24 protein-coding genes, 2 tRNA genes and 1 other annotated feature (1 of these 27 running past the window's edge) are annotated in these 26,562 nt (G+C 48.3%); all 26 genes read right to left on the bottom strand.

What is annotated here, in order from left to right; all coding sequences use genetic code 11:
- Positions 1-220 (bottom strand) — a sequence feature (most likely nonfunctional fraction of RNA operon) (it extends 77 nt beyond the left edge of the window).
- A gap of 440 nt (positions 221-660) precedes the next feature.
- Positions 661-2,142, bottom strand: a complete 1,482-nt coding sequence (gene lysS, locus A0126_RS15920) for a lysine--tRNA ligase (RefSeq protein ID WP_157898521.1) — start codon at positions 2,140-2,142, stop codon at positions 661-663.
- A 170-nt stretch (positions 2,143-2,312) separates the two neighbouring features.
- Positions 2,313-3,308 (bottom strand): tRNA dihydrouridine synthase DusB, encoded by a 996-nt coding sequence (dusB, locus tag A0126_RS15915; RefSeq protein WP_088835990.1) that lies wholly within the window; start codon positions 3,306-3,308, stop codon positions 2,313-2,315.
- 31 nt (positions 3,309-3,339) lie between these two features.
- Positions 3,340-3,837: a 2-amino-4-hydroxy-6-hydroxymethyldihydropteridine diphosphokinase gene (folK, locus tag A0126_RS15910; RefSeq protein ID WP_088835989.1), complete on the bottom strand. Its 498-nt coding sequence runs from the start codon at positions 3,835-3,837 to the stop codon at positions 3,340-3,342.
- A complete protein-coding gene (folB, locus tag A0126_RS15905; RefSeq protein ID WP_088835988.1) occupies positions 3,834-4,205 on the bottom strand; it encodes a dihydroneopterin aldolase in 372 nt (123 codons plus the stop codon). Before folB ends, folK begins: the two co-directional genes overlap by 4 nt.
- Before the next feature lie 2 nt (positions 4,206-4,207).
- Positions 4,208-4,999, bottom strand: coding sequence for a dihydropteroate synthase (folP, locus tag A0126_RS15900; RefSeq protein ID WP_088835987.1), 792 nt, complete (start codon positions 4,997-4,999; stop codon positions 4,208-4,210).
- On the bottom strand, positions 4,996-5,835 hold the full coding sequence (gene pabC / locus A0126_RS15895) for an aminodeoxychorismate lyase (protein ID WP_088835986.1): 840 nt from the start codon (positions 5,833-5,835) through the stop codon (positions 4,996-4,998). The genes folP and pabC overlap by 4 nt, the downstream gene beginning before the upstream one ends.
- Positions 5,819-6,400, bottom strand: coding sequence for an anthranilate synthase component II (locus A0126_RS15890; RefSeq protein WP_088835985.1), 582 nt, complete (start codon positions 6,398-6,400; stop codon positions 5,819-5,821). Before A0126_RS15890 ends, pabC begins: the two co-directional genes overlap by 17 nt.
- Positions 6,397-7,785 carry an anthranilate synthase component I family protein gene (locus A0126_RS15885; protein WP_088835984.1) on the bottom strand — a complete coding sequence of 463 codons (1,389 nt, stop codon included), beginning with the start codon at positions 7,783-7,785 and terminating at the stop codon, positions 6,397-6,399. Before A0126_RS15885 ends, A0126_RS15890 begins: the two co-directional genes overlap by 4 nt.
- 92 nt (positions 7,786-7,877) lie before the next feature.
- On the bottom strand, positions 7,878-8,822 hold the full coding sequence (cysK, locus tag A0126_RS15880) for a cysteine synthase A (RefSeq protein WP_088835983.1): 945 nt from the start codon (positions 8,820-8,822) through the stop codon (positions 7,878-7,880).
- Positions 8,823-8,902: 80 nt separating this feature from the next.
- On the bottom strand, positions 8,903-9,214 hold the full coding sequence (locus A0126_RS15875) for a SurA N-terminal domain-containing protein (protein WP_029332222.1): 312 nt from the start codon (positions 9,212-9,214) through the stop codon (positions 8,903-8,905).
- 12 nt (positions 9,215-9,226) lie between these two features.
- Positions 9,227-10,153 (bottom strand): Hsp33 family molecular chaperone HslO, encoded by a 927-nt coding sequence (hslO, locus tag A0126_RS15870; RefSeq protein WP_029332221.1) that lies wholly within the window; start codon positions 10,151-10,153, stop codon positions 9,227-9,229.
- An 11-nt stretch (positions 10,154-10,164) separates the two neighbouring features.
- Positions 10,165-10,926 (bottom strand): type III pantothenate kinase, encoded by a 762-nt coding sequence (locus tag A0126_RS15865; RefSeq protein ID WP_088835982.1) that lies wholly within the window; start codon positions 10,924-10,926, stop codon positions 10,165-10,167.
- A 161-nt stretch (positions 10,927-11,087) separates the two neighbouring features.
- On the bottom strand, positions 11,088-13,094 hold the full coding sequence (gene ftsH / locus A0126_RS15860; protein WP_088835981.1) for an ATP-dependent zinc metalloprotease FtsH: 2,007 nt from the start codon (positions 13,092-13,094) through the stop codon (positions 11,088-11,090).
- A gap of 120 nt (positions 13,095-13,214) precedes the next feature.
- The gene (hpt, locus tag A0126_RS15855; RefSeq protein WP_012368964.1) at positions 13,215-13,760 is read right to left on the bottom strand and encodes a hypoxanthine phosphoribosyltransferase; all 546 of its coding nucleotides are present in this window, start codon (positions 13,758-13,760) and stop codon (positions 13,215-13,217) included.
- 33 nt (positions 13,761-13,793) lie between these two features.
- Complete coding sequence (gene tilS / locus A0126_RS15850; RefSeq protein WP_088835980.1) at positions 13,794-15,038, bottom strand: tRNA lysidine(34) synthetase TilS; 1,245 nt, start codon at positions 15,036-15,038, stop codon at positions 13,794-13,796.
- A 76-nt stretch (positions 15,039-15,114) separates the two neighbouring features.
- Positions 15,115-15,186 (bottom strand) — tRNA-Glu (locus A0126_RS15845).
- 9 nt (positions 15,187-15,195) lie between these two features.
- Positions 15,196-15,272, bottom strand: a tRNA-Met gene (locus tag A0126_RS15840).
- A gap of 153 nt (positions 15,273-15,425) precedes the next feature.
- Positions 15,426-15,950, bottom strand: a complete 525-nt coding sequence (locus tag A0126_RS15835; RefSeq protein WP_088835979.1) for a S1 domain-containing RNA-binding protein — start codon at positions 15,948-15,950, stop codon at positions 15,426-15,428.
- A gap of 83 nt (positions 15,951-16,033) precedes the next feature.
- Complete coding sequence (locus A0126_RS15830; RefSeq protein ID WP_088835978.1) at positions 16,034-16,414, bottom strand: FtsB family cell division protein; 381 nt, start codon at positions 16,412-16,414, stop codon at positions 16,034-16,036.
- 65 nt (positions 16,415-16,479) lie between these two features.
- Complete coding sequence (locus A0126_RS15825; protein ID WP_088835977.1) at positions 16,480-16,752, bottom strand: RNA-binding S4 domain-containing protein; 273 nt, start codon at positions 16,750-16,752, stop codon at positions 16,480-16,482.
- A complete protein-coding gene (gene mazG, locus A0126_RS15820; RefSeq protein WP_088835976.1) occupies positions 16,749-18,179 on the bottom strand; it encodes a bifunctional methyltransferase/pyrophosphohydrolase YabN in 1,431 nt (476 codons plus the stop codon). Before mazG ends, A0126_RS15825 begins: the two co-directional genes overlap by 4 nt.
- Positions 18,176-19,726, bottom strand: coding sequence for a polysaccharide biosynthesis protein (locus tag A0126_RS15815; RefSeq protein WP_088835975.1), 1,551 nt, complete (start codon positions 19,724-19,726; stop codon positions 18,176-18,178). The genes mazG and A0126_RS15815 overlap by 4 nt, the downstream gene beginning before the upstream one ends.
- A complete protein-coding gene (mfd, locus tag A0126_RS15810) occupies positions 19,723-23,241 on the bottom strand; it encodes a transcription-repair coupling factor (RefSeq protein ID WP_088835974.1) in 3,519 nt (1,172 codons plus the stop codon). The genes A0126_RS15815 and mfd overlap by 4 nt, the downstream gene beginning before the upstream one ends.
- A 55-nt stretch (positions 23,242-23,296) precedes the next feature.
- Positions 23,297-23,854: an aminoacyl-tRNA hydrolase gene (gene pth / locus A0126_RS15805; RefSeq protein ID WP_088835973.1), complete on the bottom strand. Its 558-nt coding sequence runs from the start codon at positions 23,852-23,854 to the stop codon at positions 23,297-23,299.
- A gap of 100 nt (positions 23,855-23,954) precedes the next feature.
- Positions 23,955-24,911, bottom strand: coding sequence for a ribose-phosphate diphosphokinase (locus tag A0126_RS15800; protein WP_029332210.1), 957 nt, complete (start codon positions 24,909-24,911; stop codon positions 23,955-23,957).
- A gap of 69 nt (positions 24,912-24,980) precedes the next feature.
- Positions 24,981-26,330 (bottom strand): bifunctional UDP-N-acetylglucosamine diphosphorylase/glucosamine-1-phosphate N-acetyltransferase GlmU, encoded by a 1,350-nt coding sequence (gene glmU, locus A0126_RS15795; RefSeq protein ID WP_088835972.1) that lies wholly within the window; start codon positions 26,328-26,330, stop codon positions 24,981-24,983.
- Positions 26,331-26,562: the final 232 nt, after the last annotated feature.

Below are 26,562 nucleotides of genomic sequence, written 5' to 3'. Positions count from 1 at the left end.
GAGGGGTCTTTCTTGATTACTCAAAGGGAAATGCGCCTTTCATCATCGGACCATGCGGTCCGAAGAACTATCCGGTATTAGCTCCGATTTCTCGGAGTTATCCCAATCCTTGAGGCAGGTTCCTTACGTGTTACTCACCCGTCCGCCGCTCATTCCACTCACTTCCCTCCGAAGAGTTCCGTGAGCTTCCTGCGCTCGACTTGCATGTATTAGGCACGCCGCCAGCGTTCGTCCTGAGCCAGGATCAAACTCTCCATAAAGTGTTTGACTTGCTCGTTTTTGTGACTAAGAGTCACGTTGACGAAGCTTGCGCTTCATTCATTGTTTGTATCCGAAGATACGTTTTTTGCCTCATCGTTCAGTTTTCAAAGTTCGTCGTGTCGTTTTCAGCGACTTTAATATCTTACCAAGTTATCAACACAATTGTCAACAACTTTTTTTGATATTTTTTTCGGTGTGTCACAACCATTTGCGGCACAAGAAATAATATACCATGGCTTTTTCGATTGTACAAGCATTTTATTAGAAAAACATTTAAAAAGATTATTTACCCGTTTTATTGCTGATTGATTCCAATTCATCATGTCTTTTCGAGCCTTCATTTTTCATAATAAAGCTCCCTCTCTACTATATATAGAAGAAAGGGAGCAAACGTGTTTGTTAGTTTTGTTGGTGGCGCATCGTTGGGAATAAGAGAACGTCACGAATCGATGGTGCGTTTGTTAGCAACATGACAAGGCGATCGATTCCGATTCCAAGTCCACCTGTTGGCGGCATTCCGTATTCCAATGCTTCGATGAAATCATTATCCATCTCGTGTGCCTCATCATTTCCAGCTTCCTTTTCAACAAGCTGTGCTTCGAAACGTTCACGTTGGTCGATTGGATCGTTTAACTCCGTGAAGGCATTCGCATGTTCACGACGCACGATGAATAATTCGAAACGATCCGTAAAGCGTGGATCTTCTGGGTTTTTCTTCGCGAGTGGTGAAATTTCAACTGGGTGACCATAAACGAAAGTCGGTTGAACGAGTGTCTCCTCGATTTTTTGTTCGAAGAATTCATTTAAGATATGCCCCGTCGACATATGTGACTGAACTTCGATTCCGTGTTCATGGGCAAGTTCGTGGGCCCGCTCTTTCGAAATATCATCAAAGAAATTGATTCCTGTCGCTTCTTTAACGAGATCTGCCATATGGGCACGTTTCCAACCAACCGTTAAATCGATGACGTCTTCGCCATACGTAACTTTTGTTGTCCCAAGTACTTCTTGAGCGACGTGAGCAATCAGGTTTTCTGTTAAATCCATGATATCTTCATAGTCCGCATATGCCTCATACAACTCAATCATCGTGAACTCTGGGTTATGGCGTGTTGAAATTCCTTCATTTCGGAAGACACGACCAATTTCATATACTTTTTCGAGTCCACCGACGATAAGACGTTTTAGGTGCAACTCAATCGCGATTCGCATGTAAAGCGTCATATCAAGAGCATTGTGGTGCGTGATGAACGGACGGGCAGATGCTCCACCTGCGATTGTGTGTAACATCGGTGTTTCGACTTCCAAGTAGCCGAGACTATCGAGGTATTGACGGATGCCTCGAATTACTTTGCTTCGGGCGATGAATGTCTCCCGTGATTCCGTATTTGTAATGAGATCGAGGTAACGTTGACGGTACCGTTGTTCTACATCTTTTAATCCATGATATTTATCTGGAAGCGGACGAAGTGCTTTCGTCAACAATGTAAACGACGTGACATGGACTGATAACTCGCCGACGTTCGTTTTAAAGACATAACCACTGATTCCGATGATATCACCTAAATCACATGTCTTGTAAATTTCATACGCTGCTTCTCCGACATCGTCTTTCCGGACATATAACTGAATTTGACCTGTCACATCCTGAACGTTCGTAAATCCAACTTTCCCTTTACGGCGTGTTGTCATGACACGTCCCGCAATCGTTACTTCCGGTTTTAATTCAGCTAATTCCTCTTTTTCGTTCTCGCCGTAAGCTGAACGAATGCTTGCTGTATCCGTTGACCGTTCAAAACGAGCACCGAACGGGTCGAGTCCTTGCTCACGCATCGCGTTCATCTTACCGAGACGCACCTGCATTTGATCATTCATTTCCATGTCCTGACTCACTGTATTCACTCCTTCTAAAAATTGTTCACGACGGTCTTCATCATTCTGCATCAAAAAGCTGCCGGCATGACCGACAGCACCTTGAAAAAAACCGATTCGCTCATCTTTAATGCAATTAGCGTACCATAAAACGGGTAATGCCGACTATACTTTACCTGTCACGCATGTACTACGGTTGTTTCCAAGGTTTCGACATACTGACGTAACAACTCTTGAAGACCGGCATGGGTATCAATATCGAATAAGGCTTTTCGGACTTGCCCGTTCCCACTTAATCCTTTGAGATACCACGCGACGTGGGTACGCATTTCACGAACGGCTAGTTTCTCACCCTTCAGTGCAACGAGTCGTGCCGCATGCAACAAGCAAATATCAATCTTTTCACGTGGTGTCGGCTCGGCTGGTAACGTCCCGGATTCGAGATACTGGATGGTCTGATAGAGCATCCATGGATTGCCGAGCGCCGCCCGACCAATCATCACACCATCTACACCGATTTCATCAATCATCCGTTGCGCGTCTTGCGGCGTTTGCACATCACCGTTTCCGATGATCGGAATCTGCACTGCCCGTTTTGCTTCCCCGATGATGTTCCAGTCCGCAACGCCCTCATACTTTTGCGAACGGGTCCGCCCGTGAATAGCAACCGCCTTTGCTCCACCCGCTTCCGCTGCCCGGACATTATCGACACAATAAATATGATGACTGTCCCAGCCTGTCCGCATCTTGACCGTGACGGGCTTCTCGACCGCTTGCGATACAGCATGAACCATTTCATATACTTTATCGGGATCAAGCAACCATTTTGCACCGGCATCACATTTCGTGACTTTTGGAACCGGGCATCCCATGTTGATGTCAATGATATCCGCATTCGTGTTGGCATCGACATACTGTGCCGCCTTTACGAGTGTCTCCTTCGATCCGCCGTAAATCTGCAGACTGAGCGGCTTTTCGCGTTCGTCGACATACAGCATCTCTAACGTCCGTTCATTTTCATACAAAATCCCTTTATCGCTGACCATTTCCGCACAGACGAGTCCTGCCCCGAATTCTTTTGCAATCAAACGAAACGCAGGATTGCAGACGCCCGCCATCGGTGCGAGGATGACACGATTGTTCAGTTCGACGTCACCAATCTTAAAACCTGACATGTAGCGCTCTTCCTCTCTTCTTCAATACCCTCTATTCCTTCACGATTCGTCTGACGCCCGCTCGTTCCGTTTCCGGTAGTTGCGCGTAGAGTTCCTCGACCGTCCTCTTTAAATGCGGTACCTCATATTGCGGATTCAATTCCTGCAACGGCGCGAGGACAAATGCCCGCTCTTGCATCCGTGGATGCGGCACCGTTAATCCTTCTGAATGTATATCATCTGTATTATAAAGGATGATGTCAAGGTCTAACGTTCTCGGTCCATTCTTGAACAATCGCTTCCGTCCTTCTTGGCGTTCGATGCCCTGCAAGTGCTCGAGCAACACCTCCGCGGACCAACTCGTCTCAAGTTCGACGACCATGTTGTAGAATAAATCTTGATCGAGGTAACCGACAGGAACGGTCTCATAAATCGAGGACGGGCGAATCGCTTGAATCTCCGGGTACGCCGTCATCGCTTCAATTGCAGCATGTAAGTGCCCGGCCTTATCCCCGATGTTCGACCCAAGGGCGATGTAAGCACGGTTCATGCATAATCCCCCCGAACCCGATTGATTTCTACCGCGACATGCTCATAGTGCCCTGCGATCGGTGGATCAGGTTTGATGACTTTGACGGTCGCTTCCAAAATTCGTGGATCGAGCAAAAAGACGTGTCGGACGATTCGGTCCGCGAGCGCCTCGACCAACTGAACGGCCTCCCCTTCGACGACATGTTTCGTCGCTTCATAGAGTTCCGCATAATTGACACTTTCCCGTAAATCGTCCGTCTCGCCGGCGCGTGATAAATCAAGTCCGATGGATAAATCCACATTAAAGCGCTGTCCTAACTTCGTTTCTTCTGCGAACACTCCATGATAACCATAAAAACGCATCCCTGAAACGTGTATGCGATCCATCTTCATTCCCCCTTCGGTAATTCTGCTGCAAGCATCGCGTCCATCATCAGAGCGGCCCGCTTGATTTCTTTCACGTCATGGACACGCATCCACTCGCAACCTTGTTGGATGCCGTAACAGACGGTCGCAATCGTCCCTTCCACCCGTTCCGCCGCCGGGAGTCCGAGCGTCAATCCGATGAGTGACTTTCTCGACGTCCCGAGCAGGACGGGGTATCCGAAATCTGTCGCGATCGCGAGGTGACGCATCAAAAATAAATTCTCTTCATACGTTTTCATGAAACCAATCCCTGGATCGAGCCAAATCCGATTTTCCGAGACACCCGCCTGTTTCGCTAATCGGATTGATTCTTCAAGGTCGGCGCGGACTTCAGCTAAGACGTCTGTTCCGTGTGGTTCCGTCCGATTATGCATCAGGATGATTGGGACTTCGTGCCGGGCGGCGACCGTTACCATTGAACGATCCCCCCATTTCGAACCCCAGACGTCATTGATGAGATCTGCACCGGCACGGACAGCGGCTTCAGCGACTTCCGGTTTATACGTATCAATCGAAATCAAGACATCGAGCTCACGCTTCAAGCGACGAATCACTGGAACAACGCGGTCGATTTCATCTGCTGCTGAAACAAATGTCGCACCCGGTCGCGTCGATTCTCCACCAACATCGATTGCATCTGCACCGTCCGCAACAAGTTGCCTAGCATGACGAACAGCGAGTTCGACATCAACGTATTGTCCACCATCTGAAAACGAATCCGGCGTCACATTTAAAATTCCCATGATTTTTGTCAACGTTTTTCCCTCCTCGACCACCGCGTCTCGACGGCCTCATCGAATAGCTGACGCACACGTTGATAGCCGCTTCCCGATTGACCCGGGAACGTTCGTCCGTCAAGTGATGAAACGGCGACTGCTTCTTGAACGGAATTCGTGTAGAGAATTTCGTCTGCCTCCATCAACTGTGGCAATAAAGCAAGGCGTTCTTCGACCATAAGTTGCTCCATCAAGAACTGGCGGGTGATCCCATTCAAGGCACCCGTCTCAAGCGACGGTGTATACCACTTCTCCCCATAACGCCAAAAAATGTTCGAAGTGATGCCTTCACAAATGAATCCTTCCTTCGTCAAGAAGAGCCCTTCCGCTTCCGGATTAAACAGTTGGCGTTTCGCAACTAGATTGTTCATGTAGTGATGCGACTTTAAGCGATACGCCGTTTCCGGTGTACTGCGTGGCAACCGGACCGTTTCAAGCGCCCGCTCCGTCGCTTGTCGCGCACCAATCGGTCTCGCATAAATCACGACCGTCGGCGTGTCATACCGCTCAACGGAGAGTCCGATATCACGGGGACCAGCCGAGACATTTAAGCGGATGTATAAATCAGTCGTCGCATGGGCACGGTATAAGGTCTCAATCGCAACTAACAGTTCATCCCGCGTATAGGGGATGACGATTCCAATCGCGGCACAACTCATCTGTAGCCGTTTAATATGATCATCAAATAAAAATGGATGTCCTGCATACGTACGAAATGTCTCAAAAATCCCCATTCCATATAAATAACCATGGTCAAATGGTGAAATCCGAACGTCTTCTTCTTTTACTACCTGTCCATCATGCCAAAGATACATATCGATTCAACTCCAAAAAGTTTTTTAACATCCGTTTCCCGTCTCGGGTCAAGATTGCTTCCGGATGAAACTGGACACCGACGATCGGTAACTCGCGATGTCGCAGGGCCATGATTTCTCCCCCTGCTTCTGCTGTCACTTCCAGGGCATCCGGAAAGGTCTCCCGCTCGACGACAAGCGAATGGTACCGTGTCACTGGTGTATCTTGAGCGATGCCTTCAAACATCCCGGTCGCGTCGTGAGACAATAACGAAACTTTTCCGTGCATTAAGTCTTGTGCCCGGACGACTTGTCCGCCGAAGACTTGTCCGATTGCTTGATGACCGAGGCAGACACCAAGGATAGGCAACTTGCCTGCGAAGTATTCGATCGCAACAAGGCTGATGCCCGCCTCGTTCGGAGTACAAGGTCCTGGCGAAATCACTAGGTGATCGGGTTTGAGTTGTTCAATCTCCTCGAGTGTAATCGCATCATTCCGAAACACCTGGATCTCTTGCCCGAGCTCCCCAAAGTATTGGACTAAGTTGTACGTAAATGAGTCATAGTTATCAATCAATACAATCATGTCGTTCCCTCCGCCATTTCTTTTGCGACCCAAAGTGCCTTTGCCTTACTTAGTGATTCTTCATATTCGCTCACTGAACTAGAATCGGTGACGATTCCTGCTCCCGCCTGAATATAAGCGACGCCATCTTTGGCGACGAGCGTCCGAATCAAGATGTTGAAGATCGCATCGTCCGCCCAACTGATAAATCCGAGTGACCCTGTATAAATACCACGCCGGACCGGTTCTAACTCCTCGATGATCTCCATCGTCCGGATTTTTGGTGCACCGGTGATCGTCCCACCGGGGAACATCGCTGCGAGAACATCGCTCGCACCTTGGTGTTCCGCTACTTTCCCACGGACATTCGAGACGATATGTTGGACATGAGAATATTTTTCGATCACCATCAATTCATCGACATGAACGGACCCATACCGGCTGACCCGTCCTAAATCGTTGCGTTCTAAATCAACGAGCATGACGTGTTCCGCCCGCTCTTTTTCATTATCGAGCAGCGTCTTCGCAAGCGCTAAGTCTTCCGCTTCATCCTTCCCGCGCGGACGTGTCCCAGCAATCGGACGCGTCGCGAGATCGTCTCCAATTTTTTCGACGAGCAACTCGGGTGACGCTGAGACGAGCGTCAACTCTTCATCGACGAAGTAGCCCATGTACGGCGACGGGTTCACCTGCCGCAACACGTCATAGACATGAGCCGGCGATGTTAAGAGACGTTCATGTTGACGAACCGCAAGATTGACTTGAAAGACGTCACCCGCTTCAATATAACGTTTGACGCGGTCTGCCGCCTCGACAAAGTCGGCTTGTTCGAACGACCGACCCCGTTCTAACCGTTCATTCAAAACCGGGCGAAAGACTGGCGCAGGACTCTCCACTTTCCAAGCAAGTACTTCAGTTTCAAGTGCTGCTTCCGCTGCCTCGACCGTATCACGCGTCACGGCAACGAATAACTGACCTGCCTGTTCGTCATACACGGCGACTTCATCGTACCAATACAACGAAATATCTGCTGTTTCTAAATCGTCCTCCGCTTCGTCCGGTAATCGCTCTAAATACCGGACAGCGTCATAACTGACGTAGCCTGCCAGTCCACCGAAAAATGCAGGCATCCCGTCCGGACGAGCCGATGCATGACGCGCGCGTACTTCTTCAATTAATGAAAACGGAGAATCTGTTCGTTCTTCGACACCATCACGTGTTGTAATCGTCGTTTGTCCGGATTTCGTGCGTAACTGCCCGACCGGGTGCACACCAGCCATCGTATAGGAACCGATACGACCACTTTCGAGCCAGATATGACCGGTTTGTTCTTTTGTCCGCTCCACATAACGGTTATAAAATTGTTCCTTCGTCCATGTAAATGCTACATATCTCGTCTGTCGCACTTGCGTCCCCCACCTCTGTACGTATTCTGTCCTCATTATACGCAAAAAAAAGGCACGCGGGAGTCGAATGACTTCCGTGTGCCTGAAAAAAATTATAGTTTCGAACCTTCTTCTTCCTCGACTTGATAGAGTGGCGTACTGAGGTAACGTTCTCCATTCGAAGGAATGATCGCTAACACATTTTTGCCTTTTCCAAGACGTTTGGCCGTTTTAAGAGCTGCAGCGATTGCAGCACCTGAAGAAATCCCACCGAGAACTCCGTTTGATTTCGCGGCACGGCGCGCATGATCAAATGCTTCTTCCGTCGTGATTTGTTCGACACCGTCATAGATGTGTGTATCGAGAATCGAGGGTACGAATCCAGCACCAATTCCTTGGAGCTTGTGCGGACCCGGTTTACCACCCGAAAGAACAGGTGAATCCGTTGGTTCGACAGCGATGATTTCGATTCCCGGGAAGGCGTCGCGTAATACTTTACCAGCACCCGTGATCGTCCCACCTGTTCCGATTCCGGCGATGAAGGCATCCAGTGATAGTCCTTCGAACGCTTCAACGATTTCAGGTCCTGTCGTCTGTTCGTGGACGACGGGGTTCGCTCCGTTGTTGAATTGTTGCGGCATGAAATGACCATGTTCCTCTGCTTCCGCCGTCGCTCGCGCGATTGCACCCTTCATTCCTTCCGGACCAGGTGTTAAAATCAACTCCGCGCCGTACGCACGAAGAAGAGTTCGACGTTCCATGCTCATTGTTTCTGGCATGACGAGAATGGCCCGGTATCCTTTCGCTGCTGCGACCATCGCTAGACCAATCCCGGTGTTGCCACTCGTTGGTTCGATGATCGTATCGCCCGCTTTCAGTTTCCCAGCATCCTCTGCCGCTTCAATCATCGACAGCGCAATCCGGTCTTTGACACTTGACCCGGGATTCATGTACTCCAGTTTCAAGTAGACATCTGCATCCTCTGGTCCTGTCAGATGGTTCAATTTGACGATCGGCGTGCGGCCGACTAAATCTAGTACTGAATTTGCAATACGCATGACCATTCCTCCTCATAATGAAAAACCTTTAATTCCAAGTAATCCGATAAATCAATTATCAATGGACTGGATGAAATCTGTCAATCAAAGCGCTCCACGGTAGGTTTCGTTCCATTTTTGGATTGACGTTCTACCGCTTCTTGAATCAAACGATCGAGTGTATCTTGTTCGTGTTCTTTACGCATTACTTGATAGACATCCGCTCGTGTGATGTCTTCGTCTCCGACTGTCGCGACGACGTCTTCAAGCGGTCCACCGATACTTTCTTGGACGATCTTCGGAGAATCAACTTTCGGTAGTTCTCCCATGAAGGCATATGCTCCCGTTAAAAAGTTCGTCAACAGTAAGATGAAAATCAACATCCACAAGTACTTAGAGTTTACATTTCCCATTTTCAGACCCTCTTATGCTCGTTCGAGCGATTTTTCACGAAGTGATTGTAATTCTTCGACGCCATACTGATAGTGTTCTGAACAGAAATGACAAACTGCCTCTGCTCCACCATCTTCATCAATCATCGATTGAATCTCGTCAGGTCCGAGCGCCACGATGGCTGTCGCGAGCTTTTCGCGATCACATGTGCAACCAAACGTAACCGGCACTGTATCGAGGACTTCGTATGATTCACCGAGGACGAGTTCAAGCATTTCTTCCGGTGTTTTTTCTTCTCCGACAAGAATCGAGATTGGTTTTAATGCGGCCACTCGTGCTTCGAGTGCGGCAATCGTTTCTTCCGATGCACCTGGCATCAATTGCACGATTAACCCACCTGCTGCGATGACCGACTCATCTTCCGGATAAACGAGCACACCTGCACCGACGACAGATGGACTTTGTTCTGAGACTGCGAAGTAATACGTAAAGTCTTCACTGATTTCACCGGTTTGGATCGGTGATTGCCCTCCGACGAAGTCACGAAGTCCTAAATCTTTGATAACGGAAATATTTCCGCGACCGACTGCATCGCCGACTTTTAATTTCGTCAGACCGTCTGCATTGACGTACGTATCCATTTCGACACGTGGATGGCTGACGTATCCACGGACCGTTCCTTTTGCATCGGCATCGACGATGATTTTTCCGATCGGACCGTCCCCTTCAACTTTCAGGGTCACACGTGTGTCGCCTTTTTGCATCGTTCCCATCATCGCACCGATTGTCAGCGTCCGGCCAAGCGCCGCCGTGACGACCGGAGTCGTTTGGTGCCGGAGCTGTGCTTCATACACCGACTTTGTCGAACGGATTGCAAATGCACGGACTTCGCCGTTAAAACCGAGCGCCCGTACTAAATAATCATCTTTTAGTTGTGCTAATAATTCTTCACGTTTCATTATTTATTCCCTCACTTATTTCGTTCGTAGATAATACGCAACCCGTCAAGCGTCAAAAATGGATCGACGATTTCAATCGTTGCGGATTCCTCGCTGATTAATCGGGCAAGCCCACCAGTCGCGATGACTTTTGCTTCACCCATTTCTTCTTTCATCCGGTGGACAAGACCGTCCACTTGCGCGACATATCCAAAATACGTCCCTGACTGCATCGCATGAATCGTATTCCGCCCAATCGCGGATTGTGGTTTCGCAATCTCAATGCGCGGCAGTTTTGCTGCTTTGTTATAGAGTGCCTCAGTCGACACCATGACACCCGGTGAAATGATTCCACCGTAATAGCGTTTTTGTGAATCGATATAACAATAGGTCGTTGCTGTCCCAAAGTCGACGATGATCAATGGACCATCATATTTGACCGTCGCGGCGACCGCATTGACGATTCGATCCGCCCCGACTTCCCTTGGGTTATCGACTTTTAAGTCGAGCCCGGTTTTAATACCTGGTCCAATCACGAACGGGCGTCGATTGAAATAACGGACGCACATATTCTCCAGTGGAAACACGACGGGGGGTACGACAGATGATAACACGATTCCCTCGATTTCTTCCACGTTTAACTCTGCATCCCGGAACAAGGCTTTGACGAGCATCCCGTACTCATCGGTCGTCCGTGTCCGATCGGTTGCGATCCGCCAATGCTCGACCAATGTCTCGCCAGCATAGACACCCAGTACGATATTCGTATTTCCAACATCAATTACTAAGATCATTTGACTGATTCCCCACTTTTCTATACGATACCTGCAATATACGTTGTGATTATACCACGTCGTCTAAGCTTCACCTACCGAAGTGCGCAAGCATCACGGCATATAAAAACAGGACCAGCACCCGCATAGCGGGTACTGATCCTGTCTCGTTGTGTCAGCGATTAAATTTGATCATCACGGCGTGGTTGATCAGGCTTTTCTACATCCACATTTTGACCTTCGTCGATGACTGAACCACGTTGTGTCGGAGATTCTGTCGGTTCATCGATGACAGGAGTCGTCGATTCCGGTTTTTTCTCGTCTTCTGTTTGTTCAGCTACCACTTCTGGCTCGTTCTTTTTGTATTCACCTGTCTCAATGAGGTGGTGAATTTGTTTTTGATCCAGCGTTTCAACTTCAAGTAACGTTGTCGCAATCAAATCAAGCTGATCACGTTTTTCCGTTAAGATCGTTTTCGCTTTTTGGTAACAGCGGTTGATGATCGCTTGGATTTCTGTATCAATCTCATGCGCAATCGCGTCCGAATAGTTTTGTTCATTTTGGAAGTCACGTCCTAAGAAGACATTTCCGCCTTGACCTGAACCGAACTGAAGCGGTCCGAGTTTTTCACTCATCCCGAACTCCATCACCATCTTCCGGGCGAGTCCTGTCGCACGTTGGAAGTCGTTGCTTGCCCCAGTCGATACTTCACCAAAGACGATATCTTCCGCGACACGACCACCAAGCAATCCGGTAATTTTATCTTCAAGTTCTGGTTTTGTCATGAAGTAACGATCTTCTTTCGGAAGCATGACGACGTAACCGCCGGCATTCCCACGAGGAACGATTGTTACTTTATGCACTTCATCCGCATCATCAAGTGTGACACCGATGATCGTATGACCTGCTTCATGCCACGCAACGATTTTTTTCTCTTTCGGCGAAATGATCCGGCTCTTCTTCGCTGGTCCAGCGATAACGCGGTCAATCGCTTCTTCTAGATCGACAATGGAAATCTTATCCCGGTCGGTACGCGCTGCAACGAGTGCTGCTTCGTTCAACAGGTTTTCAAGATCAGCACCAGAGAATCCTGGTGTCCGCTGTGCGATTGCTTTCAAATCGACTGTTGAGTCGAGTGGTTTATTTCGTGCATGTACCTTAAGAACTGCTTCACGACCGACGACATCTGGACGCTCAACCGTAATTTGACGGTCAAAACGACCTGGACGAAGCAAGGCTGGGTCCAAGATATCAGCGCGGTTCGTTGCTGCGATCATGATGATGCCTTCATTTTCACTGAATCCGTCCATCTCAACGAGAAGTTGGTTCAATGTTTGTTCACGTTCATCATGTCCGCCACCGAGACCTGCGCCACGTTGACGACCGACTGCATCGATTTCATCGATGAAGATGATACACGGTGCATTTTTCTTTGCATTTTCGAAGAGATCACGTACACGTGACGCCCCGACACCAACGAACATCTCAACGAAGTCAGAACCTGAAATCGAGAAGAATGGAACGCCAGCCTCACCTGCTGCTGCACGTGCAAGTAACGTTTTACCTGTACCTGGAGGACCGACAAGAAGGACCCCTTTAGGGATACGTGCACCGAGACGTGCAAATTTACGTGGGTCTTTCAAGAATTCGACAACTTCGACGAGTTCTTGCTTCTCTTCGTCTGCACCAGCGACATCTTCAAACGTAATTTTCTTTTTCTCCGTATCATAGAGGCGCGCTTTTGATTTACCGAAGTTCATCACACGGCCACCGCCGCCGCCACCTTGTGCTTGATTAATTAAGAAGAAGAAGAGAATGAATATGATGATGAACGGGACGATCGTCGTCAGTAACGCGATCCAACCGCCATTCGTCTCTGCTGCTTTAAAGTCCATATTGACACCTTGACTGCGCAATTGTGTATAAAGATCCGTTAACTCCGTATCAACAGCTGGAACAACCGTTTCATACGTCGAATCCTTTTCACGTAAATCACCAGTCACATTATACGTCTGTCCTTCGTACTGGAAGGTAGCCGTCTTAATTTCACCTTTTTCAACCGACTCGACAAACTGTGTGTAATTGATTTCTTTGCTTTTGTTCACTGGACTCTGCAAGTATTGCAGAAACAAGATCAAAGCTAGAAAAATGACCCCAAACACGAGGGTATTCTTCACTGCTCGGTTCATCTTATGCCTCCTCTCCGCACCAACTGACATACCTTCATCAACTGATACGAATCCTGACGCGGCAAAGCGCGCTTTGTAATTGGTTTCATCTTATCATGTGACAGTCAAGATTAAAAATAATTAGCCACCGTAGACTGCCGGCTTCAACACACCAACATATGGAAGGTTACGATATTTCTCTTCATAGTCGAGACCGTAACCGACGACAAACTCGTGTGGAATCACAAATCCACTATAATCCGCGTGAAGATCATTTTTGCGACCTGACGGCTTATCGAGCAATGTCACGATTTTGACAGATTTTGCTTTACGGTACTTGAAGAGATCAACCAAGTATCCAAGCGTCAATCCACTGTCAATGATATCTTCGACAATCAGGATGTCACGTCCTTCTACAGATGTGTTCAAATCCTTTTCGATTTTAACTTCGCCTGTCGATGTCGTTCCACCGTGGTATGTCGAAACATCCATGAAATCCATCTCAAGGTGCATGTCCATCTTTTTGACGAGATCAGACATGAACGGCATTGCGCCTTTTAAGACACAGACGAGCAGTGGAAAACGATCACCATAATCTGCTGTCAGTTCACCCGCGAGTTCACCGACTTTATGTTGGATCTCTTCTTCCGAAATCAGTACTTTCTCCATATCATTCATTAAGGTCATGCTAGGTATTCCTCCTCCATTTTAAACACTACATTACCATTCTATCATTAAATAAGACCGTGCGAGGAGTTCAAATGACCCGAATTTTGCAATTCGATGTCCGACGACCGCTAAAACTTGACCCGTGGCGTCGACGACGACCGGAACTTCTGCCCGAAGATAACGTGGTACTTTCGCATCAATTAGAATCCGGCTTACTTTTTTCGTTCCGATTTCTAGCTGTATCCGGTCCCCTGGCAACTGACTTCGTACCGTCAGCGGGAAAGTAACTTCCGCTAACGGAATCCCTGCATCCCCGTATGAAAACGTCACATCTCGTTCACCATAACGGTATGTTCCCAAATCAGCCCCTACTTGAAACGATTCAAGTGCAGAATCTGTCGTATCTTTCTCGATACAGGTCAAGTATCCGTACGCGCGGCGAATCCTCCAGTTTCCATAATACACTTCGCTCGAGGGCATATCTACTCGGAGCCATGCTAAAAAGCGATCGAAATCCTCTGATGTCAACCGGACATCCGGTAAGAGCACTTGTAAAGCGAGTCGTCTCAAATCTGTCGGCAGCTGGTTGATCTCATCGATTACTATCCCATCCTCCGTCGTATGTCGCGCTACTAATGCTTCGACGTACGCTAAGTGCTCGTCCTGTATCGTTTGACGAAGCCGTGCGGCACGGACCGCCGCTTCTTCGAACCCCGGGCGCACTTGAGCGAGCCTTGGTAAAATATCGTGCCGGATTTGATTTCTTAAGTACTTCGTTTCCGCATTTGTCGCATCCTCACGCCACTCGATTTGTTGACGCGTCGCATAAGCCGTCAGTTCCTGTTTCGTCCAGTTCACCAGCGGACGATGCAACTGACCGGGACCGAACGGGCGATGAATCGGAATCCCGTCGATTGTCGCTTCACCCCGCAACAACTGAATCAATAACGTCTCGAGTTGATCATCACGATGATGTGCTAAGACTAAGTGACTCCGGTTCGTCTCTTCCATTAAATCTTCAAAAAACTGATACCGTTTCTCGCGACAACGGGCTTGACTCACCCGTTGTCCACCCCATTCTAAACGGGTCGTCCGGAACGGGAGATTACGTTCAAAAGCCCAGTTTTCGACAAACGCGGCTTCTTCATCCGATGCTGCACGAAGACCATGGTGGACATGGGCAATTAAAAGATCAAACTTCGCCTCGTGCAACAGATGCGCGAGCACCATCGAGTCGCAGCCTCCGGATACGCCGACGATGAGCGGTTCATTCGGAACAGGAGCAATCGTTTCCATGATGTACGCATCCCCTTTTCGAATCTACTATACTAAAAAAAGCCACCTCTATATAATAGAGATAGCTTTTAAAGAATGACCCGTACGGGAATCGAACCCGTGTTACCGCCGTGAAAGGGCGGTGTCTTAACCGCTTGACCAACGGGCCAAAAAAATATGGTAGCGGCGGAGGGAGTCGAACCCACGACCTCACGGGTATGAACCGTACGCTCTAGCCAGCTGAGCTACACCGCCATATTTTTAACTTGTGCGTCTTAAGCACATTTTCTATAATACGGTGGAGTCAAATGAAAGTCAACGCTTTTTATAAAAATAATTTCAAAAAAATAAAAGATGGAATGAACAGCGTCATTCCATCTCTATTCTTATAAAGAACAGGTCAGCAAGTTATTGACGTTTAGCACCGCGTCCGCCACGTTTTGAATCCGTTTGGCGTTTGAGTGTCGCAAGACGATCTTCACTGTCTTTGAGGAAACTCGTCATCAACGTATCGAACGTTTGCTCTTTACGTGGAGCAGGTGCTCCGCGACCACCTTTGTTGAATCCTCCACGATTTCCACCACCGCCGCCACTGCGCGGTCCTTTGTTATCAAACGGACGTGGTCCGCGATCTTGACCGGCCGGGCGTGGGCCACGGTCGAATTGACGTGCAGGACGAGGACGTTCGCCTTCAGGGCGGTCAACAGCCTTCTTGATTGAAAGACCGATTTTACCATCGTTTTCTACACTCAAGACTTTAACTGTGATTTCCTGTCCAACCGTCAAGACATCATTGATATCTTTAACGTAAGAATCTGCCACTTCGCTGATGTGAACGAGACCGGTTTTCCCAGTCGGTAATTCTACGAACGCTCCGAAATTAGTGATGCCTGTAACTTTCCCTTGCACTTTGCTGCCTACTTCAATCGACATAAATTGTATTGCTCCTTTTTAGTTGATTCATTTCTTATTATACGAGTGATTACATATTTTTTCAATCAATCGGCAACCATCGGTTAATCTTCAGGTGAGAAATAGAAAATTGTTTCGCCTTTTTTCGAGTACAACAACTCACTTCTCGCTAAGTTCGCAACATATTCTTTATCGTTCAGCCGTTCGATTTCCTCTTTCAGGCGTGCCGACTCTTTTTTCGCTTTTGTTTGCTCTTGTTGAGCGACCTGGAACGATTGATTTTGTTCAGCAATCAATTGTTTCTTTTCGATGTATGACCACCCCATGAGAGAAAGGACGATGAGAAAGATTGACATACAAATCAAGAAACGCTTTTTTAAGCGCGATCGGTTCTCAATCGCATTTTGGCTTAATTGCTTTTTACGATCATTGAGCGGTTTAATCTTTGGTGGTGTTTGACGACCTGATTCTAACGGTGCCGGCATATCATCCCTCCTTATCCGAGTGGTCATCTCTGACACTCTTTAGTATACTTCCTTTTTCAGGTAAATTACATTGATTCTTCAGAATTCACTTTTTCTTCACGAATAATCTTATACATGTCCGTCGCTTCTTCTTTTTTCGCATGCTCTTTAATGCCGTCGATTTGAACGGTGACGATTTTGTTTCCGAATCGAATCGTCATCTCATCTCCGACTGCGACGGTACTGCTTGCTTTTGCGACGAGACCGTTAATCGTAATCCGACCTTGGTCTGCTACCTCTTTTGCGAGTGTCCGTCGTTTAATCAAACGGGATACCTTTAAAAATTTATCGAGTCTCATGACTGTTCCTCCTGCTTCGCTTGATTCCATAACTGATCTTGTTCGTCGAGCGACAACTCTTCAATTGGTCGCTTTGCGAGTTGTTCCACCCGCGTAAAACGGCGAATGAACTTATCGTTCGTCAGCTGCAACGCTTCTTCTCCCGATAATCCCATATATTTTCCGACAAGTGCTAACGAAAATAAGAGATCTCCGAATTCAGCAAGTTGTTCTTTTGGCGCTGCTTCTTGTAGTTCACGTATTTCTTCTTGTACCTTTTCAAGCGCACCACTGACTGTGTCCCACTCAAAGCCGACTTTTGCGACTTTTTTCTGAATCTGTTCAGCACGCATCAAGGCAGGTGCCCCTTTTGTGACACCGTCGAGCAGATATTTCCGCTCTGGTTTCTCCTGCGACTTGATCGTTTGCCAGTTCGCAACGACGTCTGCCGCCGAATCAACCGTCTTCTCTGCAAAGACGTGTGGATGACGACGAATCATCTTATCGCTGACACTGCCGATGACGTCCCGGATATCAAAGTACCCTTCATCGAGACCGATTTGTGCATGTAACATGACTTGAAGTAAGACATCCCCTAATTCCTCTATCATTAAGTTATCGTCCTGAAGGTCGATTGCTTCCAGTAATTCGTAAGATTCTTCGATTAAATGTTTTTTGAGCGATTCATGCGTCTGTTCTTGATCCCATGGACACCCTCCTTCACCACGTAAACGGGCGATGATGTCCTTGAGCGTCGCAAAATCCCGATTCAGCGCCTTTTCCTCCGTCACCGGCGGCACATAGACCGTCGTCAAATTACTGAGCATCGTCACACGATCCAGTTCATAGAGCGGAACTGTCATGACGTGTTGCTTGCTCGTCCCCGCTGCTGTGACGAGCGTCACCGGGTGTTCATCCGGATAACGTTCCATCAACATGACTTTCAAGTCACCTGCGACAAACGCATCGTACACTTGTCCGATCAGTACGTGTTGACGAATTTGCGCTTCATCAACACGGAAGGCCGTTGCGTCAAGCAATTGAAATCCTTCAATCGGATCTACCCCGACCGCTGCGAACATCGGATCAAGAAAACTTTGTCCACCGACGATGTCGATGTCAGTCGCACGCGCAAGTAGTTGTTGAACGGTACTTTCTGCTACAAGCGGGTGTCCCGGTACCGCATAGATGATTGGCGTTTGTGTCGCCTGATCAAGCAGTGTTTCGACGATGTCCGTATAGACCGCTTCAAAACGGTCGTGCCGCTCATAAATCGAATCAAACGATGTAAATTTCATTCCCTCTGTCGCCAGTTCTGAAACGACGGGATGATCTGCTGTCCGTAAATAAACAGGTTGTGTTGTTTCTTTCAATAACTTATAAACGCCAAACGGCAATTGCTCTAGTTCGCCAACACCTAAGCCGACGACTGTAATACGGTGTGTCATATGATTTTCCTCCGATGATGAATTCGATAAAGTTTGTCTCCGAACGGCAATAAAGACCACTCCCGCTCTGTCAGGACCCGCCTGCGCAGTGCAAATATACAAAAGATCAATGCACCACCGATGACGAGTAGACCCACTTCAAACATCGCTCCAATCCGCGTCTCGAAACCTGCCCATTGAAACAGACGTTCGACCACGTACAAAAACAACGCCATCGGGATGATTGCTTGGAGCAATCGGACGTAGAAAATTCGTCCTGCTGTTACACGTCCGAATTTCCGATTCAATAAGATGAGTTGTGCTGATGCCATCATCGCGAATCCGCCGAATGTCGCCATTCCCGCCCCGATCATACCATAACGGGGCAACAAGTAGATGTTTAATAACAGCTTGACGACCAGTCCGAGCACGACGCCTGCAAAGGCATATTTTTCAGCATCGACGGACTGGAGACAAGAGATGATAATCATCGAGAGCGATGCCGTAAAGGCCGTCGCAGCAAGCCAACTGAGCGCAATCGTCCCTTTATCATCTTGATAGAGCGCGATGTTGAGTGGACGCATGACACTAAACAATCCGACCGTCGCAGCTGCCGCGACCAATAGACCAGAACGAAGGAGTGTTTCAAGGTGCAACCGTGTCGCCGCGTCATTTTGTTTACGATACTCCGTCAGCAACGTCGGAACACTGGCCAGACTGATTGACGTCGCAAATAAAATTGCGAACTGCAACAATGGATAACCACGATCAAAAATCCCCTTCTCGATTTTCGTCTCCATCGTATCCCCGAGCAAGTTGACGAACGTCAATCCATCAATCAACTGCATCAACAGTAAAGCAAGCGACGCGATACTGACCGCCATCCCACTCGTCAATAAGACTTTCCCGACACGTTTTAAATGACGCTTCGAGACGACCGGGCGACCAATCCGCCCTTTCGCGAAGCGAAGGAGCAACAACAATGAAGCGACGCTGCCACCGAGCGCCGTCACGTGTGCCGCAGCACCGATTTGATAAGGATTCGCTCCGATCGAGACACCATAATACGTCACGAGTAACAATAGACAGACACGCACGGCATTTTCCGTAATTTGTGAAAAGGCGGTCGGTCGCATCTCAAGGTCTGCTTGAAACATTCCTCGTAACACGGCAATGACCGGCAATAAATAAAACGTCAACGTCACAGCACGTAACGGAAGGACGAGCTTCGGATCTCCGAACAGTAAAGCAAGTTCTGGTGCGATGATCCAGCCGAGCAGACCGAACACTAACGAAAGACTCGCAAGGACAAAGAAAATCGACCAGAGAACCTCTCGTTTTTCTTCCGGGTGATGCAACGTCAACTTTGCGACGATGACGGGTAGCGCATAAATCCCCAGTGCTGCCGCAATCGCGAATAATGGATAGACCGTCTGATAGACGTACAATCCAAAATCCCCTGCCATGTTTTGATACGGAATCCTATAAAAAAAGCTCAGCAGCTTTGAGACGTAACTCGAGATCGCCAGGAGCGCTGCCCCTTGCGCAATCGTTCGCCGTTGACTCATCGCATCGAGATCCGGCGGTCAAGTTCAGCGAGCAACCGCTCTGCTTGTTCCGTTGTTTGTTGAACGGTTTGTTTGCCACGGTTCAACGTCAAAACAAGTTTTCCTTCTTGTTGTCCCATGCCGAGTCCGCGACCAATCGGTACCGTCCACTTGACGAAATCCGCAACATCGAGCGTCTGAGTCGTTTGTTCGGATAAGACGATCTCGATTTTCGGGTCCGTTTGTTTGACCCGCTCAATCCGAGCCCGTTCAGCAAAAATCCGCATCCGCGTCAACTGAATCAATCGTGCGACTTCATTCGGGAATTCACCGAAGCGCTCCAGCATCTCTCCTTCGAGTGCATCAAGACTTTCTGTCGTATCAACATACTTCAAGCGTTTATAGAACTCAATTTTCAGTTCAGAATCCGACATATAATGACTCGGAATATACGCATCGAGACTGAACGTAAAGTCTGGTACGAATTTTTGGACACGTTGTTTCCCTTTCATCCGTTCCTTCCGTTCTTCGACGGCTTCCGATAACATTTGTGAATACAAATCGAACCCGACTGAATCGATAAAACCGGATTGTTGGGATCCGAGCAGATTCCCGGCACCGCGAATCGACAAGTCACGCATGGCAATCTTGAAGCCACTTCCAAGCTCCGTAAATTCCTTGATCGCCTGAAGACGACTCTCGGCGACTTCGGTCAACCGTTTTTGCGGACGGTACGTAAAGTAGGAATACGCGACACGACTTGAACGTCCGACACGACCACGCAGTTGGTAGAGCTGTGATAGACCCATTTGATCGGCATCATTGACGATCAATGTATTGACGTTCGGAATATCGATCCCCGTTTCAATGATTGTCGTACTGACAAGAACATCGGCATCCCCCTCGAAGAAGGCAATCAATTGACTTTCAAGTTCCGTCTCCGTCATCCGACCATGTGCCGTGACGACACGTGCTTCCGGAACGAGCGCCCGGATTTCCTCCGCCTTCCGTTCAATCCCTTCAACGCGATTGTAGAGGAAAAAGGCTTGCCCCCCTCGACCAAGTTCACGTTCAAGTGCTTCACGCATGATGATTCCGTCGTACTCCATCACGTACGTTTGGACAGGATAGCGGTTTTCAGGCGGTGTCTCGAGGACCGACAAATCACGAATCCCGATCATCGACATGTGTAAGGTCCGTGGAATCGGTGTCGCCGTCAACGTCAAGACATCGACATTCGTTTTGAGTTGTTTCAATCGTTCTTTATGTTTAACACCGAAGCGTTGCTCTTCATCGATGATCAACAGACCAATGTCAGCGAACTGAACATCTTTTGATAAGACACGGTGTGTTCCGACAACGACGTCGATCGTTCCTTCTTTCAAGCCTTTTTTTGTTGCTTTCAGTTCTGACGCCGATCGGAACCGACTCATGACTGAAACATTGATTGGCCATTCGCTGAATCGCTCGAGCATCGTTTCATAGTGTTGTTGGGCAAGAACAGTCGTCGGTACAAGGAGAGCGACTTGTTTCCCTGCCATAACTGCTTTAAATGCCGCCCGAATCGCGACTTCCGTTTTCCCGTATCCGACGTCTCCACATAACAGACGATCCATCGGACGCGGCCGTTCCATATCTTTCTTAATCTCTTCAATCGACCGGACTTGATCGACCGTTTCCTCGTACGGGAACGAGGCTTCGAATGCCTGCATGCTGTCATCATCTTCCGGGAAAGCAAATCCAACTGCCGCTTCTCGTGTCGCATACAATTTGATTAGTTCATCTGCGATGTCCTCAACTGATTTTTGGACTTTCGCTTTGACTTTCTTCCAGTCCGTTCCGCCGAGTTTATAGATTTTCGGTTCTTTTCCTTCTGCCCCGACGTATTTTTGAATCAAGTCGATTTGGTCAACCGGAACATACAAGGAGTCGTCACCGGCATAGACAAGGTGCAAGTAATCTTTATGGTTCCCTGCGACATCAATCGTTTTGATGCCGTGGTAACGACCAATTCCATGGTGGATATGGACGATATAATCACCCGTCTTCAACTCTTGGTAACTTTTGATCCGTTCCGCGTTCGTCAATTTCGTAGTCTGTTTCCGGCGACGGGTCGGTTGCTTAAAGACTTCTTCTTCCGTCACGACGACGAGTCGTGCATTCGTCATTTCGAAACCACCATGAATGCCACCGATTAAAATCGACGGATGTCCCCGACGCATATCTTCTTCTGCCGTATGCAAGGACGCTTCGACACCGTAGTCGGAAAGTGTCTGCCGCATCCGCTCCGCCCGCTCTTTGTTACTCGCAAGAAAGACCATCCACATGTCTGCCCGGGCATACCGATCGATTTCCTGTTTCAGACGTTCCATTTGGCCATGAAACGGAGCGATCGGTTTGATGTTGAAGTGAATCGCTGCACTTTCAGGGACGCCGCTTCTGCGTGTCGGAAGGAGCGACAAGTAGAGTAGCTGACGTTGTTCGAAGACTTTGAGCATCGGAACCGAGAGAATGTAATCACTAACGCTTTGCCCCCGTTCAATCAACGAAGCCATCCATTCCGCTTCTTCCGCATCCTGAACTTCCGCCGCTTCTTCGATCCGTGCGATTTCATCGACGATCAAGACGGCATCTGTGATATCAGCCAGTAATGTCTTCTGATACAGTAACGGCGCGTATTTCGCGAGTTGTTTCGGTCGCTCCCCACTTTCGAGCAATTCGACGTCATAGGCGATCCCTTCTTCAAGTGCTGCAAGGACTTCCGTACTTTGGACACGTTCTTTCGTCGCTTCATAGAGTGCACGCAACCGTTCACCCGCGGCACGGAGATTTTCCGTCGTCGCAAAGTGTTCAGCTGCCGGTGGAAGCAACGCTTCTGCGACCACACCGAGTGATCGTTGCGTTTCTGCATCGAATGTATAAATCGAGTCGACTTCTTCATCAAATAAATCCAATCGATAGGGACGGTCGACCGTCAACGGATAAATATCGATGATACTCCCGCGAACTGAAAATTCTCCCGGTGTTGTCACGGTCGCCGTTCGCTCATATCCGGCGTCGACTAATTCTTGAATGAAGTCCGGAATTGCCAAGATATCGCCCGGCTTAATCCGTTTCGTATGTGCTAAGAAATCACTTGCAGGTGGAGCATACCGTCTGAGACCGACGAGTGGGATGATTAAAATACCATCATCGGTCGTCAGGAGCCGGTGCCGCGTTTCAATCCGTGTCGCCCGTAATTCCGGGCTCGCCCCGTACGATAATTCAGCAGCTAATGTCTCGTCGACCGGGTAGAGCATCACTTCCTGTTCAGGCACCAGTTCAATCAAATCATCATACAGTTTTTGCGCTTGAAACATATTGTGGGTGACGATGACGAACCTTTTTTTTGTTTCTTGATAAATGCCTGCGACGAACAACGCTTTCCCGCTATTCATCAAGCCTGTGATGAGTTGGGCATCGACCCCTTGTCGAAAACGCTCACGGACCGTTTTTATTTCTGGTATTCCGAGCAACAGATTTTGTAGTTGTTTCATAGTTTCCCCTCCTAAGACGACAGCAAAAACGCTTTGGAATTCCAAAGCGTTTCGTTCAGTTATAGCGATTCATCAAAGCCAAAAATGGTGTATCGGTAAAGTCTGTCGCGATTTTCACAGCGTCCGCCAATACTTCCCGCAAGACAGGTTGTTCTGCTTTTGAGAACGGCATCAAGACCCAATCGATGACTTGAATCGGAGCAGGCGGACGACCGACACCGAGTTTTAAGCGTTTAATTTCTTGTGTGCCTAAATGCTGAATAAGCGACTTGACACCATTATGCCCACCGGCGCTTCCTTTTGAGCGAAGACGCATCTTTTCAAGCGGCAAATCGAGATCATCATAGATGACGAGGACGTCTTCGACCGCGATTTTATAAAAATCCAGGAGCGGACGAACTGCTTCCCCGGATAGATTCATGTAAGTCAATGGTTTGACGAGCACAACACGTTCCCCATTTATCATTCCCGTTCCGAAGACTGCTTTAAACTTCGACTCGGATAATTTTATTCCGTGTTCCTCCGCCAACGCATCAATCGCGAGGAAACCGATGTTGTGACGTGTGTTCGTATATTTAGCTCCAGGGTTCCCTAGACCGACGATACATTTCATATCGCTACCTCCTTTTGTTCATTTCCTTTGATGAAAAAAAAGCACGAACAAGGGTCCGATTTCAAAAAACCGGACCTCATCGTTCGTATCTGTTTGTTGATCAGCTAAAGAGCGGGCTGATTGATTTTTGTTCATGGACACGGATGATTGCTTCTGCAAGTAACCGCGCGACAGAAATTTGTTTGATTTTGCTTGCGCATTCACGTTGCGTCAAGTCGATCGTGTTCAAGACGACGAGCTCTTCAATCGCTGAGTTCTCAATCCGTTCCATCGCTGGTCCAGAAAGAACAGGGTGCGTACAACAAGCATAAACTTGTTTCGCCCCATTTTCGATTAAAGCGTTCGCAGCAAGTGTAATCGTTCCTGCCGTATCGATGATGTCATCGATGATGATGGCGATTTTGCCATCGACTTGACCGACGATGTTCATGACTTCCGCGACGTTCGGTTTCGGACGACGCTTATCGATGATTGCGATCGGTGCTTTTAATTGTTCTGCTAATTTACGTGCCCGTGTAACACCGCCATGGTCTGGAGAAACGATGACGAGTTCATTTGGGTCGATGTTTTTCTTCTCGAAGTAAGTAGCAAGAAGTGGAACACCCATTAACTGATCTACTGGAATATCGAAGAAACCTTGGATTTGAGCGGCATGGAGATCCATCGTGACGACACGTGTCGCTCCTGCGACTTCAAGTAAGTTCGCAACAAGTTTTGCTGTGATCGGCTCACGCGAACGTGCTTTACGGTCTTGACGTGCATAACCATAATACGGCATGACGACGTTGATCGTCCGTGCAGAAGCACGTTTTAATGCGTCAATCATGATGAGGAGCTCCATCAAGTTCTCGTTGACCGGCTGACTTGTCGATTGGATGATGTAGATATCATCTCCGCGAACGCTTTCTTCGATGTTCATCGAGATTTCGCCATCACTGAAGTGTTTGACTGAACTTTCGCTAACGGGAATTCCGATGACCTTAGCGATTTCCTCTGCCAGTGGTTTGTTCGAGTTGAGTGCGAAAATACGAATTTCATGTTCTAAGACAGTAGACATGTTTAGGTGGCCTCCATTTGTTTGGTTTAGACGAGTAGAGCGACAAGTAATGAATAAGGTATAGCTGAATTAACGATAATCAGGTTTTGTCGTTTGACGCTCACGGGCGATCGCAAGACCGTTTTCCGGAACATCATCTGTCACTGTCGAACCTGCTGCGACGAGTGCATTTTTACCGACTCTGACGGGGGCAATCAAGTTGACGTTACAACCGATGAACGCATCATCCTCGATGACCGTTTCGAACTTGTTTGTTCCATCATAGTTGACGGTGATTGATCCACATCCTAAATTGACGTTTTTACCAATCGTTGCGTCTCCGACGTAACTCAAGTGTGCCGATTTACTTCCTTCACCGAACGTCGATTTCTTGACTTCAACGAAGTTACCGACACGCGTGTTCGCTCCGAGCACCGCTTGCTGACGCAAGTGCGCGAATGGACCGACTTGTGCCGCTTGCCCGATCCGGCTATCGGTTACGACCGACTGACGGACGACGGCAGCATCTGCCACTTCACTGTTACGGATGTCACTATTCGGTCCGATGATACATTCAGACCCGATGATCGTCTTCCCAAGCAATTGTGTCCCTGGGTAGAGCGTGGTATCCGAACCAATCGTAACATCTGGTCCGATATAGGTCGATGCCGGGTCGATGAATGTGACACCTTGACGCATCCAATGCTCGTTCGTCCGCTTACGCATCGACGTCTCAGCTTGCGCGAGTGCGACACGGTCATTGACACCGATTGTCTCTTCAAACGTCGGCGCCGCATAGGCAGCAATCGTTTCGCCATCGGCTTTCGCGATTTCGATGACATCCGGCAAGTAATACTCTCCTTGGACATTATCGTTCTTGACTTGTTTTAACGCAGCGAACAACAACTCATTATCAAACACGTACGTTCCTGTGTTGATTTCTTTAATCGCGAGTTCTTGTTCTGTCGCATCTTTATGTTCAACGATTTTTGAAACATGGCCCTCTTCACCACGAATAATCCGACCATATCCAGTCGCATCATCCGCATGAGCCGTCAAGACGGTCACTTTTGCACCCGTTTCTGCATGGTGGTCGAGTAACGCGGCTAACGTCTCACTCGTTAAGAGTGGTGTATCCCCACAGACGACAAGCGTCGATCCTTTTTCGTTTCCAAGTACCGGTTCTGCCATTTGAACAGCATGACCCGTGCCAAGCTGCTCACTTTGAAGCGCATATTCCACCGATGTGCCAAGCACTTCTTTTACAGACTCCGCACCATGCCCAACGATTACGACTTGACGCTTGACGCCAAGTGTCGCGAGTTGGTCCACGACGTGTTGTACCATAGGTTTCCCAGCTACTGGGTGGAGTACTTTGTAGAGTTTTGATTTCATGCGTGTTCCTTTACCAGCTGCTAGAATTACCGCGAAATGATTCATCCTTGTCGCTCCTCCACGTAAATTAGTGTTGATTTCGTTCAGAAATAGTACACTCGTACCAACTATAACGAAAATGAGGCCACTATTCAATCACAGGACCGAGTCAAATTGATGAAACATCCATTAAAAACAGACTGTAGACAACGTGAGGAGGCTGACTCATAAGTCGTTTTAAAATCAACCTTTGTGATGGACGGGCTTTTCTTTTCATTGCTTTCATCGGAAGAGGCAC

This window comes from Exiguobacterium sp. N4-1P (assembly GCF_002214325.1).
This window is presented reverse-complemented; position numbering and strand designations above follow the sequence as displayed.